We start from the raw sequence: 18,453 nt of genomic DNA, 5'->3' as shown, positions 1-18,453 counted from the left end.
ATGCTGCAACTCCACCGCCTCACCCTGATCGCCGCCGCCCTGGCCCTGGTGGCCTGCGTCTGCCTGTACGCATCGCTCGGCGTAGCCAAGCCCTTCGCCATCTGGAAATGGACCGACATCGTCAGCGAAGGCGGCACCGCCGTGATGGCCGGCGTCTGGGTGCTGTTCACCTTGAGCAGCCGCCCCGGCGGCCTGGTCACGCGCCTGCTGGCCGGCGGCCTGGCCATGATCATGATCGGCTCCTTCGCCGACTGCCTCGATGAATTCTTCGTCATCAGCAAAACCGCGCGCTGGGATCACTGGCTGGAAGCGCTGGTCCCGCTCGGCATGCTGTGCGTCACCTGCGGCATGTACTACTGGCGCCACGAACAGTTCCGCCTCAACGAGCACCTGCAAAAGCGCGAGCGCCTGTTCCGCGACCACCGCGCCTTCGACCGCATCACGCAATTGGCCAACGCCGATTACCTGCGGCGCCAGATCCGCCACGAACAGTCGTTGCGCCCCGGCCGCCAGTGCGCGCTGGTGCTGCTCGATATCGACGGCTTCCACCTGATCAACCGCGCCCACGGCCAGCGCGAGGGCGACCGCGTGCTGCAAGCGGTCGGGCACATGCTGCTGCTGAACCTGCGCAACGACGACCTGCTGTGCCGCTACGCCGGCGACCGCTTCGCCTTGCTGATGCCGGAAACCAGCGCCGCCGAAGCCGATGCGCTGGCCCGCCACCTGAGCGCGATGGTCGGCCAGATGCGCCACCACGCCAAGGATGGCCGCGTCCACATCACGTTGCGCCACGCCAGCGCCAGTGCGGATCAGGCGCCGGATGTGCTGCTGGCCCAGCTGGGCCGCGAACTGGCGCTGCAAGCCGAGGCGAAATCGGCCGGGACGGCCAGCGCGTGATTGCCTACCGACAGATCACCGACCGCTTCATCCCGGCCCAGCACCATGCGGCGCTGGTGCTCGACTACGCCTGCAGCCAGGAGTTGCACCGCGATGGTCATCAGCTGCTGCGCGGCACCGGCTTGCAAGGCTGGCAAATGCCGTCCGCAGACTGCACGCTGACGCCGGCCGAATACCTGCAACTGCTATCGAACGTGATGCGCGCGCTGGACAGCCCGGACGCCAGCTTCCTGCTCGGCCAGCAAATGCTGCCCGGCCATTACGGCGCCTTGAGTCACGCGCTGCTGCAAGCGCAAAACCTGCGGCAGGCGTTGGACATCCTGTGCGCCGGCCATGCGCGACTGTGTCCGTTGCTGACGCCGCGCTGGCGTGAGGAGGGCGGTTTGGCCGTGCTGTACTGGACCGACAGCTTCGGCGCGCCGAGCCAGCTGCCGGCGCTGGTGGAAATGCACATGACGGCGGTAACGGCCATGTGCCGCTGGCTGGGCGGAGAGCATCTGCCGTGGCGCTACTGCATCAATCGCAGCGCGCCGTCGCATGTGGAGCAGCACGAAGTCCACCTCGGCAGCGACCTGCGCTTCAACTGCCATCTCGACGCCATGCTGATTGATCCGGCGTGGCTGGACCAGCCCTGGCCGCGCGGTAACGCAATGGCGGCCTCGGTGGCGCTGCAAGGCGCAGCGGCTGAAGTACAAGCGCTGACGCCAGGCCTGCTGACGGCGTTGTACGATTATCTGCTGGAGAATATCCGGCTTGGCCCGACACTGGAAGGCAGCGCCGTCGCCTTCGGCATCAGCCCGGCGACGCTGAAACGCCACCTGGCCCGCCACGGCAGCCATTTCCAGGCCGAGCTGGATCAAGTGCGCGCCCACGTCTCCATGCACCTGTTCCAGATGCGTGGCTACGACAACGAAGCGGTGGCCCAATACCTCGGTTTCCACGATGCCACCAACTTCCGCCGTTCCTTCAAGCGCTGGACCGGCCTGGCGCCGCGCTTGTTGCGCGATGCTTTGCTGTAGCCCTGAGCCATCCGCAGTTTGAGCTTGCGGCGACGCTAGCCAGGCTGCCCTGCCATCATCACTGCGCTTGCAAAGCTGCCACGATCAACTGGTCGGCATCCTCGTCGTGGCGGAAGCCCGCGGCTAGTGCTGCCGGCGTATGCAGCGGCGGCATGCGGCCGAACAGGGCTTCGATGCGCTCGTCCGGTGCGAAGCTGATTAACTCGCGGCGCTGCGGGCCGTAGCGCCAGATCAGCGCGTCCAGCACTTCGCGCATGCTCAGGTGCAGGACCGGCAGCTGCCACACGCGGCTCGCCGGTGCGCCGGCGGTCGGCATGGCGGCGGCGTGCAGCAGGTTGTCGATGCAGCAGTGCAGCGACATCCACCACGCGGTGGCCTTCGGGCCGACCGGGCACACATAGGGCTGGCCGGTGGCGATCTTGTGCATTACGAGGCTCATGAAGGCCGAGCCGTGACCAGACTCGGAGGGCGGCCGCGCGACGATGCCGGGCAGGCGCAAACTCACCGCATCCAGCGTGCCGCGCCGGCTCAGGTCCGCCAATTCGATTTCTGCCATCAGCTTGTGCGCGCCGTAGCTCAGGGCAGGGCGGGCCGGCTGATTTTCGTGCACATGGTCCGGTCCCAGCGCGCCGTACACGGCCACCGAGCTGGCAAACACGAAGCGCACAGGGCGCGGCCGGGCGGCCAGCCGGTGCGCCAGCGTTAGCGTCGCCTGCAAGTTGACTTGATAGCCCAGCGCCGGCTCGCGCTCGGCCAGCGCGCCGGGCATGCTGGCCAGGTGAAAGACGATATCGACTGGCGATTTGAGCGCCGCATCCAGCACTGCCGCGTCGCCGAAGGAGCCTGTGATGCGCCGCACTTGCGCCGGCGCCGGCGCGCCCTCCGGCAGCACATCGTCGAAGCTGCGGTCGATCAGCGTAAGCGTGTGGCCGCCCTGTGCCAGCAGGCGCTTGACCAGACCTCGGCCGACAAAGCCATTGGCTCCGGTGATAAGGATGTGGCTCATGCCTTTATTACCTGCTGCTCGATGACGCCGAACGGTCCAACCTCGGTGCCAGGCACGCGCGCTTGCATGCGCAAGCGGTCGCCGAAGCGCATGAATCCAGTGTGTGGTTCGCCATGATCGATCACTTCGATCACGCGGCGTTCGGCGATGCAGGCGGATCCTACTTCGCGGCTGGTGTTGGACACAGTGCCCGTCCCGATGATGGTGCCGGCCGACAGTTTGCGGGTACGCGCTGCGTGGGCGATCAAGTCGCCAAAGCCGAAGCTCATTTGTCCGCCGTTTGGATGGCCGAAGTGGGCGCCGTTCCATTCCACGTGCAGTTCAAGGTGCACGCGGCCGTCGCGCCACGCATCGCCCAGTTCATCGGGCGTGACGGCGACCGGCGCGAAGCTGGTCGATGGCTTGGCTTGCAGGAAGCCGAAACCGGTGCGCATTTCGCGCGGCCCCATCGCGCGCAGACTCCAGTCGTTGAGCTGTACCAGCAGGCGCACCCGCTGCAAAGCTTGATCCGGCGTGCTGCTCATGGCGACTCTATCGAGGATGACCCCGAATTCGCCTTCGAAGTCGATGCCGTCGGCTTCACTGGGTAGTGACACGCTGTCGTGCGGGCCGAGGAAGTCGTCGCTGGCACCTTGGTACATCAGCGGAATCGTGTCCAGGTCCGGGATGGGCGGCGTTTTGAAGGCCTGTTCCATCAGGTTGGCGTGGTTGAGGAATGCAGAGCCGTCGCACCACTGGGGGCTGCGCGGCAGCGGTGCGGCGCACAGGCGCGGGTCGAATGGCTGGCCGGCGCTGGCGTCGTTGTTCAGAGTGTCGTACAACTGGCGCAGTGCGGCTTCGACGCTGCTCCAATTCTGAACGGCATGCAGCAGCGAAGGTGCGATGGCGCTAGCATCGACGCAGCGCGCCAGATCGCGTGAGACGACCAGCAGGCGGCCGTCGATGGTATGGTCTTTGAGGGTGGCGAATTTCATGGTGTGCTTTCGTTTGGTGTTGTCAGTTGCCGTCGCTGATGGTGGTGCCGCCGTCGACGACCAGCGTCTGTCCGGTGAAGAAAGCGCCGGCGGCGCTGGCCAGCATCACGGCGACGCCGGCGATTTCGTGCGGCTCGCCGGGACGGCGCAGCGGGGTTTGCGCCATGCGCCGCGTCATGAAGCCATGATCGGCCAGCAGACCCGCCGCCAGCGGTGTGCGTATCAGGCCGGGCGCGATGGCGTTGACGCGCACGTTGCGTGGTCCCCATTCAACTGCAAGGTTGCGCGCCAGTTGCGCCAGCGCCGCCTTTGACAGGCCGTACAAGCCGATGGATTTATTGCCACGCAGGGCGGCGATGCTCGACATGAGGATCACGCTGCCGCCGCCACGCTCCGCCATCGTGGGGATTAGCAGGGAGGTGAGGGTGACGGCGCTGTGCAGGTTGACGTCCATGACGGCGTCCCATTGCTGCGCATCGACCGCGGCCAGCGGCCCGGCCGGGCCTTGTATGCCTGCGTTGCAGACCAGGACGTCGACACGGCCATGCACTTCCATCGCGGCAGCGGCGAGGTGCCGCACCTGATCGTGTTGCGACAGGTCGCATGGCAATGCGCTGGCCTGGTGGCCGTCGGTGCGTAGCTGCTGCGCCATTGCTTCGCATTGAGCGGCGTTGTGGTCGGACAGCAGCAGCGTGGCGCCATGCGCCGCCATTGCCTGCGCCAGCGCCATGCCCAAGCCGCCGGTGGCGCCGGTCAGCAGCAGCACGCGGCCGCGTAAGTCGAACAGGTCGGACCAGTTGGACAGCGGCTCGGTCATACGCGCTGCTTCAATGCGCTGGCGATGGCCGGATCGTAGGCGCCGTCGATCAGCACGAACAGCATGCGGCATGGCGCTTGCGAGCGATTGGCCCAGGCGTGGTTGGTGCCGCGCTGGATCACTACGCTGCCGGGTTTCAGCTGGACTTCGGAATCGTCCAGCACCAGCGTCAGCTCGCCCGCGATGACGATGCCGTAGTCGATCGACTCGGTACGGTGCATCAGCGGGTGCGGCGAGTTGGCCTTCACGGTGGAGGCGGCGGCGTCGCCGATTTCGCTGAAGGCGTCCTGCATGCGGGCCGCGCCGTGCGCCAGGTACTCCTCGGTGTCAGGCGGGATATCGACGAAGCGCAGCCGGGTGCCGTGCTTCGGTGGCGGCAGTACCAGTGGGCCGGTGCTTGGATCGGCACCGTTATCGACGCCAGCCGGCGTTGCGGCGGTGCTCCACACTTCATGGAACACGGTGCCGGGAATCGCCGCCAGCTCGATCACTGTCGGCAGCGCGCCTTCGGAGGTGACGATGGCTTTGCCGTCGGCATCATGGCCGGTGACGACGCGGTGGATGGGAGGGAAACTCATTGGGTGCTCCTTAAGGTATAGCGATGGCCGGCGCGCGCGAAGCACAGCACGGCGATGGTGGCGATCAGTACGGCGGCGACGCCCAGCGAGCCGTAGCCGGCCTGCTGCACCAGCGTGCCGCCGAGGATAGGGCCGATGGCCGCACCGATCATCAGCATGGCCGGTGTGGCGCTCAGGGCGCGGCCGGCGGGATCGAGTTGCGCGATCAGGCCGAAGGCGAAGGTGTGGGTGAAGATCATCACGGCGGCGAATACGGCGCCGGCGGCGGCATAGCCGGCGTAGCTGGTGCTGTGGGCGATGGTCAGGGCCACGGCGGCTTGTACCACCGGGCCGGCCAGCACCACGTGGCGGGCAGGCCAGCGCTTTTCCAGCAATGCCGCCAGCGGCGCCGGGAACAGGTTGACGACGCCAAGCGCGATCAGGACGCCGGTGACGGCGCTGGCGCTGTAGCCACGGTCCGCACCGATGCGTTCGAGGAAGCTGAACATCATGGCTTGTACGAGGCCCATGCAGCCGATACCGAACGCCGCGAACCACACCGCGCTGCTGATCGGCGGCAGCGTGCCGCGCGGCCCGCGCTCGTCGGCTTGCACCACCACTGTGCGATGCGGGAACAGCAGGGCACTGACGGCTGTGGCGACCAGCATGACGATGGCCAGTGCGACAAACAGGGCCGAGCCGCCGTTGTCCGCCACGATGCCAGGCATGGCGCCGAGGAAGCCGATGGCGAATACGCCCAGCGCCATGCCGCACAAGGCAAACATGCGATGCGGATTGATGCTCAGGCCCGCCGTGCCATGCGTGACACTGAGCGCGCTGCCCGCCGCCACGCCGGCCAGCAGGTGCAGGCCGGCCATCTGCGCATACCCGGTGCTGGCCGCAACGCCGAGGAAAGCCAGCGCTGCGCCGGCAAAGCCGCCCACCGCCACCAGGCGGGTCGGCAGCCGCTGGAAGCGCGGCGCGCAAAACAGGCTGGCGCCGACTGCACCCAGCAGGAAGAGCGTCAGCAGCATGCCGGCCTGCTGCGGTTGCAGATGGTAGCGCGCGATCAGTGCGCCGATCCACACCGGTAGCGCCACCAAGTCGACCATGCCGGCGCAGTGGGCCACCATCAGCGCGGTGCGGCCGCGCCAGTTCTCGCTACTGGAATCGTGATTGCGCATGGCGTGCTCCCGCGATCAGATCGGTGCGGCCAGCGCGGCCAGCGTCTCGCGCATGATCTGCGCGTGTTCGGCCTTGTCGCCGCCGGTGATCTCGATCTCGCCGAGGCGGCCCGAGTTTTCCACCACCATGCGGCAACGCTCCCAGCGCCGCGCGCCGAAGCTGGCCAGCGCCTGTTCAACGTCGTCGGCCTTTTCCAGTTCCTCCGCCAGTACCAGCGCGTCCTCGATGCCGATGCAGGCGCCCGAGGCCAGGTGCGGCGTGGTGGCGTGCACGGTGTCGCCAATCAGCACCACGCGGCCGCGATGCCACGGCTGCGGCACCAGCAGCGATTCCAGCGGACGGTAGACGATTTGCGCATGATCGTTGATCTGCTCGCGGCATTGCTGCATCTCCGGCGCCTGGAACGGCGCCAGCAGTGCCGACAGCATGGGCGCGAAGTCCTTCGGATCGATCATCACGTTTTCTTCGCGGTCTTCGGTGACGAACAGGTACATCTCGTCCTTCGATACCGGATTGAGCCCCGTCTTGATCTTGGGGCCGAGCCACATGCTGGCGCGGTCCATGCCCGGTTTACGCGGCAGCACTGCACGCCATACCGCCTGGCCGCAGTACTGCGGCTGCGGCGCTTCCGGCATGATGGCGGCGCGGGTCTTGGAGTAAAGGCCGTCCGCGCCGATCACCAAGTCGTAGTTGACGGTGCTGCCGTCAGTGAAGGTCGCCTCCACGCCATCGCCATGCTGGCGCAGCGCCGTGAAGGTGCAGCCCAGCCGTACATTGGCGCCGCTGGCGACGGTGGCTTCGGCCAGGATCTTGGCCAGCACCGGGCGCATGATGGCGCCGCCGCCCGGCACGTCCGCACCGGCGATGCGCGGTGTCGGCAGGGTGGCGACCTTGGGGCCGTGCGGCAGGAAGATATCCACGCCGTCGTCGGCCGCGCCGCGCTCAAGGAATTGCGGCAGGATGCCCAGCGTCTTGAACGCGCGCAGGGTGGCGCCGCCCAGGCTGATGCCGGCGCCGTACGAGCGCCAGCCCGGATCGATTTCCACCACGTCGACTTCCAGCGCTTGCTTGCGCAGCTGGATGGCTGCCGCCATGCCGGAAAAGCCGCCGCCAATGATGAGGATTTTTTTTGCTGGTGAGGTCATGTTTGTCTCCGTTGAAGATGTGTTGTTTATGCCGTCTTGCCGGCGACCGCGAAGAACGCGGCCAGTGCGGCTTGTACGGTGTGCGACTGGTTGCCCTGCGCCGGCTCCGGGTGGCGCAGCAGCCGTTGCGTGCTGTCGCCGAGCAGGCATGAGAGCAGGAAGTTGGTCAGTTGTTCCGGACTGAGGCCGGTACGGAACGCGCCTTGCGACTGCGGATGCGCGAACAGTCCGGTAAGACGGGCCCGCAGCGCGCCGGGGCCGGCGTCGTAGAACACCCGGCCCAGTTGCGGGTTCTGCGCCGCTTCCGCGATCACCATGCGCTGGATGGCGATGGCGCGCGGCGTGTTCACCAGCGCGAGGTAGCGGCCGCAGAAGTCTTCCAGCAGGTCGGGCAGTGCGCGCTTGCCCGGCGTTTGTTCGTCCAGGTTGGTCAGCAGGCGGTCGCGTTCACAGGCGATCACCGCTTCGAACAAGCCAAGCTTGCCGCCGAACTTGGCGTAAATAGTGCGTGCCGCCACCCGCGCTTCCGCCGCGATGGTGCGCAGGCTGACGTGGGCGTAGCCCTGCGCTATGAACAGCTCCGCCGCCACCTGTATCAGGTCGCGCGTGCGCTGCTCCACTTCGTCCGCGCGCGGACGGCCGCTGGCGCGCATCAGGTGCACTTCGCCGTCGCCGTTGATGGTGACCGGCACTGGCGTCAGCGACTGGCCGAGGCAGGGACCTTGAACGCACGCGCCGTCCTCCACCTGGAACAGCGCCCCATGCGCGGCGCAGACGATGCGGCTGCCGTCCGCGTTCAGGTAGGCATGCCGGCGCCACGCCATCGGGGTGTCGCCATAGTGCGGGCACTGGTCGCGGTAGCCGAACAGACGGCCGCCTTGGCGCACCACGAACAGGCTATCCTGGCCGCTGCCTTCGGGATCGAAGCCGCGCGAATCGCCGTCGGGCAGATCGGCCATGCGGCACAGATAGGTGGGAGCCGGCATGCCGCGTCCTTACGGTTTAGCGCCCGGTGGCGGGCCGCCTGCCGGCGCCCACTTCTCGCGCGACTGGAACAGGAACAGCTGCGAAGCATCGGCGCTCATCGGCACGGTACGGGCAGTCCATTCGGCGTCGTGCAGGTCCATGTCGGCGTCGTATTCGACGTGGCAGCCCAGCGGGCTGTTGAAGTACCAGAACCAGTTGGAGCCGAACTTGTGGCGCCCCGGTCCCCAGAACGATTGATAGCCCTTGTTGACGAAGCGGGTGCCGGCCTGCATCAGTTCCGTCGGGCCGCCGAGGTGGAAGGTGAAGTGTTCGCAGCCTTGCATGAATGGCGGCGTTTGAATCAGGAACAGGGTGTGGTGGTCCAGTGTGCCGGCAGGCTGCAGGAATGGCCCGGCGCCTGCCAATCGGTCGGTGCAGCGGAAGCCCAGGCGTTCGACGTAGAAGGCTTCGGCCTTGGCGCCGTCCGGCACGAAGTAGACCACGTGAGACAGGGTGCGCGGCACGATGACGGCGTTTTCGCTGACCGCCACCACGTTGGGCGCGCGCTGCGCCGGTGCACCGGGCGCGTTGATGGTTTCGCCGGCGATGCTGATGGCGCGGCGTACCGTCACCTGGAAGCCCAGTACAAAGCCCATGTCGTCGCGGGCTTCGATCGAGCCGTCCGGCAGGCGGCGCACTTCGCGGTCCTTGCCCAGTTCTTCGGCGATGGCGCCCAGCGTGGCGGCATCGGCCACGCCGTAGACGGTCTTGCGCAGCATGGTCTTGGTCGGCAGCGGCGCTGGCAGCGCGGCGTCGCTCTGGTGGGCGATGACGATGGCGGTGCCATCCAGCGCCTCAAAGCGGCCGCCGGATGCGGTGACGTCGACCGGCTTCAGGCCGTAGTCGATCAGGTATTGGGTGCAGGCGGCGACATCGTCTACGCCGAAAATCAGTGCATCTGGTCCGATAATGTTCATGTTGATTCCTTGATGGTTCACAGGGCGGTGCGGCCGCCCAGGGTTTCCGCGACCCAGTCGGCGATGTAGGCGCCGGCGTTGGCCGAGTTGTCGAAGCTGGAGTGCTGCACGCCGCCTTCGCGCTCGGTGAAGATCTTCAGTTCGCGCTCAGGGCTGTTGACCAGTTGGTCGTAGGTGCGCTGCGCCCAGTGCAGCGGGATTTGCGAGTCCTTCTCGCCGTGGGTGACCAGGAATGGCACTTTGATTTTCTCGACCACGCCGTCGAGATGGACGTTTTCGGCGATCTTCATGAAGTCGTCCATGTCCTTGGCGCCCCAGACCCAGCGCACGTGCTCCCAGTAGTGCGGCACCGGGAAGCTGCCTTCCTTGAGCAGGCGCTTTTTCTGCACGTCGCGCCAGTCATGGTTGGCGCCCCACACCACGCCGCAAGCGAAGCGCGGTTCGAAGGCGACCGCGCGCGGGCAGTAGTAGCCGCCCAGAGACACGCCTTCCAGGCCGATACGTTTGGCGTCGATGTCGTCGCGCTGTTCCAGCCAGTCGACCACTTTGCTGGCCCAGATTTCGCTGTTGTAGACGGCGGTAAGGCCGTGCAGGCGCAGCGCCTCGCCGGTACCCGGCTGGTCGATGATGAGCGAGGACACGCCGCGCTGCGCCAGCCAGCGTGGCAGGCCGACGCGGTATTTCATCTCCTTGGTCGAATCGAGGCCGTTGACCTGCACCAGTATCGGCGCGCGGCCGCTCACGCCTTCGGCGCGTACCAGCAGGCCGGAGATGTGGGCGTCACCGTAAGGGATTTCGACGCGCTCGCAGTTTTCGCCCGCCAGCTTGATGCCCTTGTTGAAGACTTCCTGGAAGCGCTTGTACAGCGCCATGCGGCCCTCCGCGCCATGCGCTTGCAAGCGCTCGGCGGTCAGGTAATAGGTGGCGGCGCGGCCGTACTTATCGCCGGCCGAGATCAGACGGCCTTTGGCTTCGTCTTCTGCAGCCAGTTCGCACAGCTTGTCGGCCATGCGCGCCCAGGTTTCGCGGAAGGCTTTGGTGCCGGCGGCGTCGGGCTGCTTGGCTGCGTCCTGCAGCGGCGCGCACATCTCCTGGATCTCGCCCATCTTGGCGCCCATTTCGATGGCCAGGTTGACAGAGAGGTCCCAGACGTAGTTGGTAGGGAAGTAGCGAAACATGGATGCTCCTTGGTGGTTAATTCGTTTTCTTGAACAGGAAGTGGCCCAGCGCCGGCACGAGGATCAGCGCGCCCAGCATGTTCCAGATGAACATGAAGGCCAGCAGCAGACCCATATCGGCCTGGAACTTGATCGGGCTGGCGACCCAGGTGATGACGCCGATAGCCAGCGTGACGCCGGTCAGCATCACCACCTTGCCGGTGAAGAGCAGGGCGCGGTAGTAGGCCGCCGACAGGGTTGCGCCGGAACGCAGCTGCGCCAGCGTGATACTCAGGATGTACAGTGCGTAGTCCACGCCGATGCCGACGCCGAGCGCGATCACCGGCAGCGTGGCGACCTTGACGCCCATGCCGAAGACCACCATCAGCGCTTCCGCCATGACGGAGGTCAGCATCAGCGGCAGCACGGCGACAACCACTGCGCGCCACGAGCGGAAGGTGACGAAGCACAGCAGGATCACCGCGCCGTAGACCATCAACAGCATGCTGCGCCAGGCTTCGCGCACCACGATGTTGGTGGCGGCTTCGATACCGGCGGAACCGGCGGCCAGCAGGAACTGGGTGTCCTTGGTGTTGTTGGCAGCGGCGAAGGCTTCCACGTGAGCGGTCACGCGGGCCAGCGTGTCGGCCTTGTGGTCGCGCAGGTAGACGTAGACGGTGAGCAGGTTGCAGCTGTCGTTGTACAAGCCGCGCGGCGCACCGGCGGTGACGGTGTTGAGCATGTCCTGATTCGGCAGGAACTCATACCACTTCGGATTGCCTTCGTTGAGGCCAGCCAGCACGCGGCGGTTCAGCAGCGACAGGCTGTTGGTGGTCTCCACGCCGTCGATCTGGCGCAATTGCCATTCCAGTGCGTCGATCTTGTTCAGCGTATCGTACTGCGAGCAGGCGCCGTCCGGCGTTCTCACCATGATGGCGAGGACGTCGCTCGATGCGCCGTAGGCTGCGCTGAGGGCTGCCACGTCGCGGTTATAGCGGCTGTCGGCACGCAGTTCCGGTGCGCCGGGATCGAGGTCGCCGATTTTCAGCTGGGTGCTCAGGGCATACGCGCCTGCGGCCAGCAGTAAGGCGGCGATGGTGGCGCCGGTGGCCCAGCGGCGGCCGGTGAAGCGATCGAGCAACGCCCACAACACTGCGCGTTTCTGGCCGGCGGCATCGGCGGCTTCCGCTTGCAGGCTGCGTGCGGCGGCTGCGGCGGAAACGCCGGTGTAGCTCAACATGATCGGCAGCAGGATCAGGTTGGTGAAGATCAGCATGGCCACGCCCAGCGAGGCGGCAATCGCCAGTTCGCGGATGACGGCGATGTCGATGGTGGACAGCACCGCGAAGCCGACGGCGTCGGCCAGCAGCGCGGTCAGGCCGGCCAGGAACAGGCGGCGGAAGGTGACGCGCGCCGCCACCAGCTTGTGCATGCCGCGTCCCACATCCTGCATGATGCCGTTCATTTTCTGCGCGCCGTGGCTCATGCCGATGGCGAACACCAAAAAGGGAACCAGGATGGAGTAGGGATCGAGCGCGTAGCCGAGCAGTGGCAGCACGCCCAGCTCCCACACCACGGCCACCAGCGAGGCAAGTACCACCAGCGCGGTGGAGCGCATGCAGCGGGTGTACCAGTAGACCATTGCGGTGGCGATGGCGACGGCGATGGCAAAGAACAGCAGCACCGCGCGTACACCGTCGATCAGGTCTCCCACCAGCTTGGCGAAGCCGGTGATGTGGATGGTGACGCCTTGTTGTTCGTATTTGACGCGCAGGGCTTCGAGCCTTTGCGAGAACTGGCCGTAGTCGAGGGCTTTGCCGTCGCTGTCCTTGGCCAGCAGCGGTACGTAAATCGCGCTGGAGCTGCCGTTGAAGGCGACCAACTGGCCGATTTCGCCGGAGCGGGCGATGTTGGCTTGCAGTTGCGCGAGGCTGGCCGCGCTGCCGTCGTAGCCGTCCGGGATGACCGGGCCGCCTTCCAGACCGTCTTCGGTGACGCCGACCCAGCGCGTGGTCGGCGTCCACAGGGACTTCATCTGGTTGCGCGCCACGCCCGGGACGAGGAAGACTTCTTCGCTCAGCTTGCGCAGGGTTTCGAGGTAGGCGGCTTCGTAGATGCTGCCTTTAGGGTTGTCGACAGCGATGCGGACGGCGTTGCCCAGGCCCGTCAACTCGTTCTGGTATTGCAGGTAGTTGGCGATGTACGGATGGTTGGTTGGGATGGTTTTTTCGAAGCTGGCGTTGATGGTCAGTTTCGTCGCTTGCCATCCGAGCAGGATGGTCAGCAAAGTACAAGCGATGACCACCAGCAGGCGGTGATTGAACAGCAGGCGTTCGATCAGGGAGCCGGATCTGGTGTCGAATTGCGACAGTTCGCCGGGTGTTACGTCGTGCAGATTCATTGTTTGTCTCCTGCGACCGGCACGATGCCCTGGATGCTCAGGGTGAGCAGGCCGCCGTTGTTCAGGTCCAGCACCGCGTTGAGCGGCGGCAGCGGCTTGGCGCTGATGGGGACCAATGCCTGATCGCGCACGGCGAGCAGCATGCCGGCCTGGTTGGCCAGTATTTGTGTGCCGTCGCTGCGGGTGGTGGAGGCGGTAATGGTGACGGGCGCGGGGCTGGCGATTTGCTGCCAGCTCTTGCCCGCGTCGGCGGAGCGCCAGGCGTTGCCGCGCAGGCCGGCCAGCAGGATTTCTTTTTCGCCGCTCAGTTCTGCGGTGAAGAAGCTACCGTTGTATGGCACGTTCAGCGGTTTAAAGCTGCGGCCGGCGTCGGTGGAGAGTTGGGCGTAGCCGCGCTCTCCGGCGATCAGGATGGTGTCGCCGCTGGCGCGCACGGTGTTCAGGTGCAGGCCTTTGGGATTGTCGATGCGGTTCATCCACGGCGTCCAGGTGCGGCCGCCGTCTTCGCTGGCGAAGGCCAGGCCGTAGGCGCCGACCGCGAGGATGCGGTTGGTGCCGAGCAGGCAGACGTCCAGCAGTGGCTTGTCCGCGCCATCGGCGACGAGGCGTTCGGCATCGCGCAGCGCGGAGGCACTCGTGGCTGCACTTGCACCTGCGCCTGCGGCGGTGTCCGCGCCAGCGCGAGTGGCCGTTGCCTTGCGCGGTCCTGCGCCGGCAGCCGGGCCGAAGCCGGCGGCGGCTTTGGCGGCTTGCAGGGCGAGGGCGGCCAGGTGTTGGCCGTCCAGCACGCGCTGCCAGTGCGCGCCGCCGTCTGCGGTGGTCAGCACCACGCCGGCATGGCCGACGGCGACGCCGTTGCGGGCGTCGGCGAAGCGCACGGCGGTCAGCGTGACGCTCACCGGAGCGTCCGCCTGCTGCCAGCGCTGGCCGTTGTCATCGCTGAACAGAATAATGCCGCGCTCACCGACGGCGACGATGCGCGAGCCAGCCCGCACCGCGCCCAGCATCACCGACTGCGCCGCCTGCCGCGACATCACAGCAGGCCGCAACTGCGCCGCCACCACTGCGCCGGACGCCGGCGCGACCGTCACAGCGCCACCGGTGGCCGCAGCCGCCGCTGCGCCACTCGCCGCTGCGTTGGTGGCCGCCGGCAGCAGCGCGGCTGCCAGCGCGGTGTAGAGCAGGCTGGCCGACAGCCTGCTGAAGTTCTTCGACTGCGACATCAGCGTGCACCTTCCCCGGCCATAGCATCCGGCGTAAACACACTATCCTGATAGCGCGGTTTCAGCGGATATTGCGCCGCCTTGGCGTTATACAGGTTGCCGACAAATCCAGTCCCCGAAATCAAATCTGCAAAACCAAACGCACCAATCACAGTCCCCGGCAAATCCGGCGCAACGAAAGTCTGCGACCACAGAGTCTTCCACAACTGGCCATTGGCATCCCAACGGTCGCCGAGCACGCAGTTCCAGGTATCTTCATCACAATAGTAGCGGCTCTTCGGCGCCTGATGGCGCTGGCCCGCGCGCAGCGTAGCTTCCACCACCCAAACGCGGTGACGCTCCCAGCGCACATGGTCAGGATTCAAATAAGCCTTGCCCAACACCTCCGCATCAGTCTTCGGCTGCAGCAGCTTGTTACCGTTGTACGGAATAAGCATCTCCTGCTTGCCGATCAGCTTCCAGTCAAAACGATCCGTGCGGCCGTTCCACGTCTCGATCTCATCGAAGCTCATCACGCCCGCCGTGGAAGGCGTCGGCGTGTCGCAGCAAGGATTCGGCAGCTTGCGCACGCGGCGCTGGCCGGTCAGGTATACCCAGGCCTGATCCTTGCTGGTGTCGATATTGGTACGGCCCACAATCGCCTCACCGGCGCGGATCGGCGGACCGGAATTAATCAAACGCAGAAGCCAGAACTCATTCGACTTCGCAAACTGCTCCGGCGTGCCGTCCTGCAGGTAGTAAGGCATTTGCTGGTCGCCGATGCCGCTGGTGGTCAGCACCGCCTTGCCGTCCGCCGTCAACTGATACTGATTGACCTGGAACTGCCACGATGTGCCGCGCCAGCGCAGCATGTGATTCCACATAACTTCCGCGCCGGTCTTCGGCAGTGGGAACGGAATGCCGCCGTAAGCACCGGACGGGATATCGCCATTCAGCCTGGCGCGGGTGGCGTTCTTGAAGGTGTTCTCATACACCCACGCCGGTGCGGCCGCCGTACGGTGCGTTGGATACACATCGAGACGGAACTCTGGATATTTCTTCAGCAGCGCCTTGGTACCATCGGTCAGCAGCGCCGCATACTGGTCGGCGTTCTTCGCGGTGACGACGTACAGCGGCTTTTCATCCTTGAACGGATCGCCGCGACGGCCGCCGGCCTTGTCGCCGGCGATGGCGGTGGTATAGCCGCCGGTCCATGCAGGAATGCTGCCATCCTTATTACCCGCCTTTTCACCGCCCAGCGGCGTCAGTTCCGATTTCAGTTTCGCTGCTTCCTCCGGCGTGACGGCGGCAAAGGCAGGCAGGGCGGCCATCAGCGCGGCCAGTACAGTCATATGTTTGTTCATGTCTTGTCTCCTCAGAAGGTGCGGCGCACGGTCAGTGCTACGTAGTCGCGGTCAGCCAGCGGATTGCCGCGCGTGTAAGTCGCGTGGCCGCCAGTCAGCAGCGGGCGGTAGTCGAGGAAGGGCTCGGAGCCGCCGAGGTATTTGTTGTAGTTGATGCTGAACTGCCAGACACCTTGATAGACGCCGTCGATGCCCAGCGTGGCAGTGCCGGTATGCTTCGCGCCCCAGGCCAGGCCGGTGATCGACGAATAACCATCGACGATGTAGCGCAGGCCGACTGGCACATTGATGTCGAGGCCCGGCAGCACCTGGCGATACGACGGCGTAAAGATAACCTGCAGCGCTGTGGCGTCGCGCGTACGCAGATCATCCAGCATGTGGTCCGGATCATCCTTGGACAGCGCGCGGTTCCACGCCAGTTCGCCCACCAGTGACGATTCGCGCGACAGGAAGTTCGGATCGAGATTGCTCAGCCACGAGAGGTTGACGTGCGCGGTGCGGCCGGTGGCGTAGCGCGGCGCGGCCTGCACGTTCGGATACACGATATTCGCATTCGTCAGCGGCATGTTGTTGCGTACCGAGGCTTCCACCGACAAGTTAGTGCTGCCGATGGAATGCGTGGCGCTGACGCCGGCCGTGGTCACCGCATCCGGGAACACGTAGTACCAGCTGCCTGGCGCCGCGCTGGTGACATTCAGCTTCGAATACAGCACGCCGGATTTGTCGTGATAGCGCGCCGCGTAGAAACCGAGGTCGGTCTCGTCCAGCCGCCACTTGAGCTGCGCGCCGAACTGGCCGCTGTCGGACGGCTTGCGGTCGCCGCCCGGCAGCAGCACGCTGGTGGTAATCACTTCCGGCATCTGCGAACCGCCCCAGATGGCGTTGGCGTTGCTGAAGTAGCTGCCGGCCGGCGCTATGCGGTCGGCCTCCCAATGGAACTGGTAGTAGGCGCCGAGCATCACATCCTGGCTCAATTGCAGCTGGCCGGAGAGCTGTGGCACTGGACGGATGATTTCCTTGAACTGCGCGTTTGGCGATGACTGCAACTTCCACACATCGATAGGGCCTTGGGCGCGGGCGACGCCGTTATCGCCGAAGAACAGGGTCTCGCCGTACACCAGCGCGTGCTGGCCGAGGCGCGCGGTCAGCTTCTGGCTTTCGCCGATCTGCCAGCCGCCGAAGATAAAGGCATCCAGCAGTTCAGCCTTGCGGCCGGCCAGTTTGCGGGTGCCGCTCGGGAAAGCGTTGTAGGGCTGCTGGCCGTTGAGCGCATCGGCGGCGTCGGTCGCGCCGTCGTAGGAAAAGTCGTACCATGCGGCGCCGCTGACACGGAGGCCGTAGTCCTTGCGGTACACCGCATCGAACTCGCTCAGCAGATCGACGCGCTTGGACACGATGCCCTTGTTGCGGAAGTTGTCGTTGCCGGCGTTGAAGTTCAGCGCCTGAGGGAAGGCCGATGCTGGCACGCCCGGCACCAGCAGGCGCGTGCTGTCGACCAGCGTGGCGTCGGCGTCGTGCAGGCGATACAGCGTGCTGGCTTTGATGGTGTTATCGAAGCGCAGGCTCCAATCGGGGTTGTCGAGCTCCAGTTCCGTTGCGTGCGCGTAGCCCGCCATCAGCAGGGCCGTCGCCGCCCAAGTGAGGTGCAATACTCTCATTTGCGTCTCCATTAAAATTTTTTGTAATTGGAGATCGCAGTTTGCCGCCAGCGCTTATATGTGTAAAATTGATTGCATGCATTCGTAGTATCGATCCTGTCGATACATAAAAACCAAAGGAGACAGAATGCGCTTCAATAAACTGGACCTCAACCTGCTGGTTGCGCTGGATGCCTTGTTCCGCCTGCGCAGCGTGAGCCGCGCGGCCGAACAGCTACACATGAGCCAATCGGCGCTCAGTAGTTCGCTGGCGCGGCTGCGTGAATACTTCGACGACGAGCTGCTGGTGCAGGTCGGCCGCCAGATGGAGCTGACGCCGCGCGCCGAAGTGCTGCGCGAAGCGGTGCGCGATGTGCTGGTGCGGGTCGACACCACCATCACCGCCATGCCGAGCTTCGACGCCACGCAGTCGGACCGCGAGTTCCGCATCTTCGTGTCGGACTTCACGATGGCGGTGCTGATGCCGCACTTCCTGGCGCTGGCGCAGGAGCAGGGCAGCACCGTGCGCTTCCACCTGATGCCGCAAACGCGCCAGCCGCAACGCACGCTGGAGCAGGGCGACGGCGACCTGCTGGTGGTGCCGCACGATTACTGCTCGCCCGATCATCCCGACGAAAGACTGTTCGAGGAAGAGTTCTGCTGCGTGGTATGGGACCAGAGCCGCATCGCCCGCAATGGCCTGACGATGGAATCCTACGCGGAAGCAGGCCACGTGGTGATGCAGCCGCCGGGCATGGACCGCTCGTTTGAACACCGCTTCATGCAGGAGACGGGCATTGCGCGCAAGGTGGAGGTCAACACCTACAGCTTCCTGGCGGCGGCCTATCTGGTGCTGGGCACGGAGCGCATCGCCACCGTGCACCGGCGCCTCGCGTTGCAGGTGTCGCGCGGCCTGCCGCTGAAAATCCTGCCGCTGCCGATGCCGATGACGCGCATGACGCAGTCCATGCAGTGGCACAAATACCGCACGCAGGATCCGGGTTTGCTGTGGTTGCGCGGCTTGCTGAAACAGGCGGTGGTGAGGATGGATGCAGATATCGGCCGCACCGATAGCTCGCATCGATAAAAAGCATTGGTCGCAAGCGGCGTGGCGCGCATAGCATGCGCGGATTCATACGAGGAAAGGAA

General features: G+C 65.7%; 16 protein-coding genes. 3 read left to right on the top strand and 13 right to left on the bottom strand.

The features are described from left to right. Together BMZ70_RS06520 and BMZ70_RS06515 are read left to right on the top strand one after the other, a co-directional pair. The gene (locus tag BMZ70_RS06520; protein WP_092271421.1) at positions 1–897 is read left to right on the top strand and encodes a GGDEF domain-containing protein; all 897 of its coding nucleotides are present in this window, start codon (positions 1–3) and stop codon (positions 895–897) included. Continuing rightward, positions 894–1,916: an AraC family transcriptional regulator gene (locus BMZ70_RS06515; RefSeq protein ID WP_092271419.1), complete on the top strand. Its 1,023-nt coding sequence runs from the start codon at positions 894–896 to the stop codon at positions 1,914–1,916. The genes BMZ70_RS06520 and BMZ70_RS06515 overlap by 4 nt, the downstream gene beginning before the upstream one ends. A 58-nt stretch (positions 1,917–1,974) precedes the next feature. On the opposite strand, the gene BMZ70_RS06510 is transcribed toward BMZ70_RS06515, so the two are convergent. The 13 genes from BMZ70_RS06510 to BMZ70_RS06450 are packed head-to-tail and all read right to left on the bottom strand — an operon-like array spanning position 1,975 to position 17,325. Beyond that, positions 1,975–2,922 carry an NAD-dependent epimerase/dehydratase family protein gene (locus BMZ70_RS06510; RefSeq protein WP_092271417.1) on the bottom strand — a complete coding sequence of 316 codons (948 nt, stop codon included), beginning with the start codon at positions 2,920–2,922 and terminating at the stop codon, positions 1,975–1,977. Continuing rightward, a complete protein-coding gene (locus BMZ70_RS06505; RefSeq protein ID WP_092271415.1) occupies positions 2,919–3,896 on the bottom strand; it encodes a fumarylacetoacetate hydrolase family protein in 978 nt (325 codons plus the stop codon). The genes BMZ70_RS06510 and BMZ70_RS06505 overlap by 4 nt, the downstream gene beginning before the upstream one ends. 22 nt (positions 3,897–3,918) lie before the next feature. Next, a complete protein-coding gene (locus tag BMZ70_RS06500) occupies positions 3,919–4,713 on the bottom strand; it encodes an SDR family NAD(P)-dependent oxidoreductase (RefSeq protein ID WP_092271413.1) in 795 nt (264 codons plus the stop codon). Beyond that, the gene (locus BMZ70_RS06495) at positions 4,710–5,291 is read right to left on the bottom strand and encodes a cupin domain-containing protein (RefSeq protein ID WP_092271411.1); all 582 of its coding nucleotides are present in this window, start codon (positions 5,289–5,291) and stop codon (positions 4,710–4,712) included. The genes BMZ70_RS06500 and BMZ70_RS06495 overlap by 4 nt, the downstream gene beginning before the upstream one ends. Next, a complete protein-coding gene (locus BMZ70_RS06490; protein ID WP_092271409.1) occupies positions 5,288–6,454 on the bottom strand; it encodes an MFS transporter in 1,167 nt (388 codons plus the stop codon). Before BMZ70_RS06490 ends, BMZ70_RS06495 begins: the two co-directional genes overlap by 4 nt. Before the next feature lie 15 nt (positions 6,455–6,469). Then, a complete protein-coding gene (locus BMZ70_RS06485) occupies positions 6,470–7,600 on the bottom strand; it encodes an FAD-dependent oxidoreductase (protein ID WP_092271407.1) in 1,131 nt (376 codons plus the stop codon). Between the two features lie 26 nt (positions 7,601–7,626). Then, the gene (locus BMZ70_RS28285) at positions 7,627–8,586 is read right to left on the bottom strand and encodes a TetR/AcrR family transcriptional regulator C-terminal domain-containing protein (RefSeq protein ID WP_130300886.1); all 960 of its coding nucleotides are present in this window, start codon (positions 8,584–8,586) and stop codon (positions 7,627–7,629) included. 9 nt (positions 8,587–8,595) lie between these two features. Further along, positions 8,596–9,543, bottom strand: coding sequence for a VOC family protein (locus BMZ70_RS06475; protein ID WP_092271405.1), 948 nt, complete (start codon positions 9,541–9,543; stop codon positions 8,596–8,598). 17 nt (positions 9,544–9,560) lie between these two features. Beyond that, positions 9,561–10,721, bottom strand: a complete 1,161-nt coding sequence (locus BMZ70_RS06470) for an alpha/beta hydrolase family protein (protein WP_092271403.1) — start codon at positions 10,719–10,721, stop codon at positions 9,561–9,563. Between the two features lie 16 nt (positions 10,722–10,737). After that, positions 10,738–13,101, bottom strand: a complete 2,364-nt coding sequence (locus BMZ70_RS06465) for an efflux RND transporter permease subunit (RefSeq protein ID WP_092271401.1) — start codon at positions 13,099–13,101, stop codon at positions 10,738–10,740. Continuing rightward, positions 13,098–14,324, bottom strand: coding sequence for a WD40/YVTN/BNR-like repeat-containing protein (locus BMZ70_RS06460; protein ID WP_092271399.1), 1,227 nt, complete (start codon positions 14,322–14,324; stop codon positions 13,098–13,100). Before BMZ70_RS06460 ends, BMZ70_RS06465 begins: the two co-directional genes overlap by 4 nt. Then, positions 14,324–15,667, bottom strand: coding sequence for a DUF1329 domain-containing protein (locus BMZ70_RS06455; protein ID WP_092271397.1), 1,344 nt, complete (start codon positions 15,665–15,667; stop codon positions 14,324–14,326). Before BMZ70_RS06455 ends, BMZ70_RS06460 begins: the two co-directional genes overlap by 1 nt. Positions 15,668–15,678: 11 nt before the next feature. Beyond that, positions 15,679–17,325 (bottom strand): DUF1302 domain-containing protein, encoded by a 1,647-nt coding sequence (locus BMZ70_RS06450; RefSeq protein ID WP_165403512.1) that lies wholly within the window; start codon positions 17,323–17,325, stop codon positions 15,679–15,681. 127 nt (positions 17,326–17,452) lie between these two features. Here BMZ70_RS06450 and BMZ70_RS06445 point away from each other — a divergent pair, with 127 nt between their 5' ends. Further along, positions 17,453–18,391: a LysR family transcriptional regulator gene (locus BMZ70_RS06445; protein ID WP_092271394.1), complete on the top strand. Its 939-nt coding sequence runs from the start codon at positions 17,453–17,455 to the stop codon at positions 18,389–18,391. The last annotated feature ends 62 nt before the right edge of the window (positions 18,392–18,453 follow it).

The sequence above is a fragment of the Duganella sp. CF402 genome, assembly GCF_900109645.1.
GTDB lineage: Bacteria > Pseudomonadota > Gammaproteobacteria > Burkholderiales > Burkholderiaceae_D > Rugamonas.
Note: the sequence above shows the minus strand (reverse complement) of the source record. Positions and strands in the feature narration are given on the sequence as shown.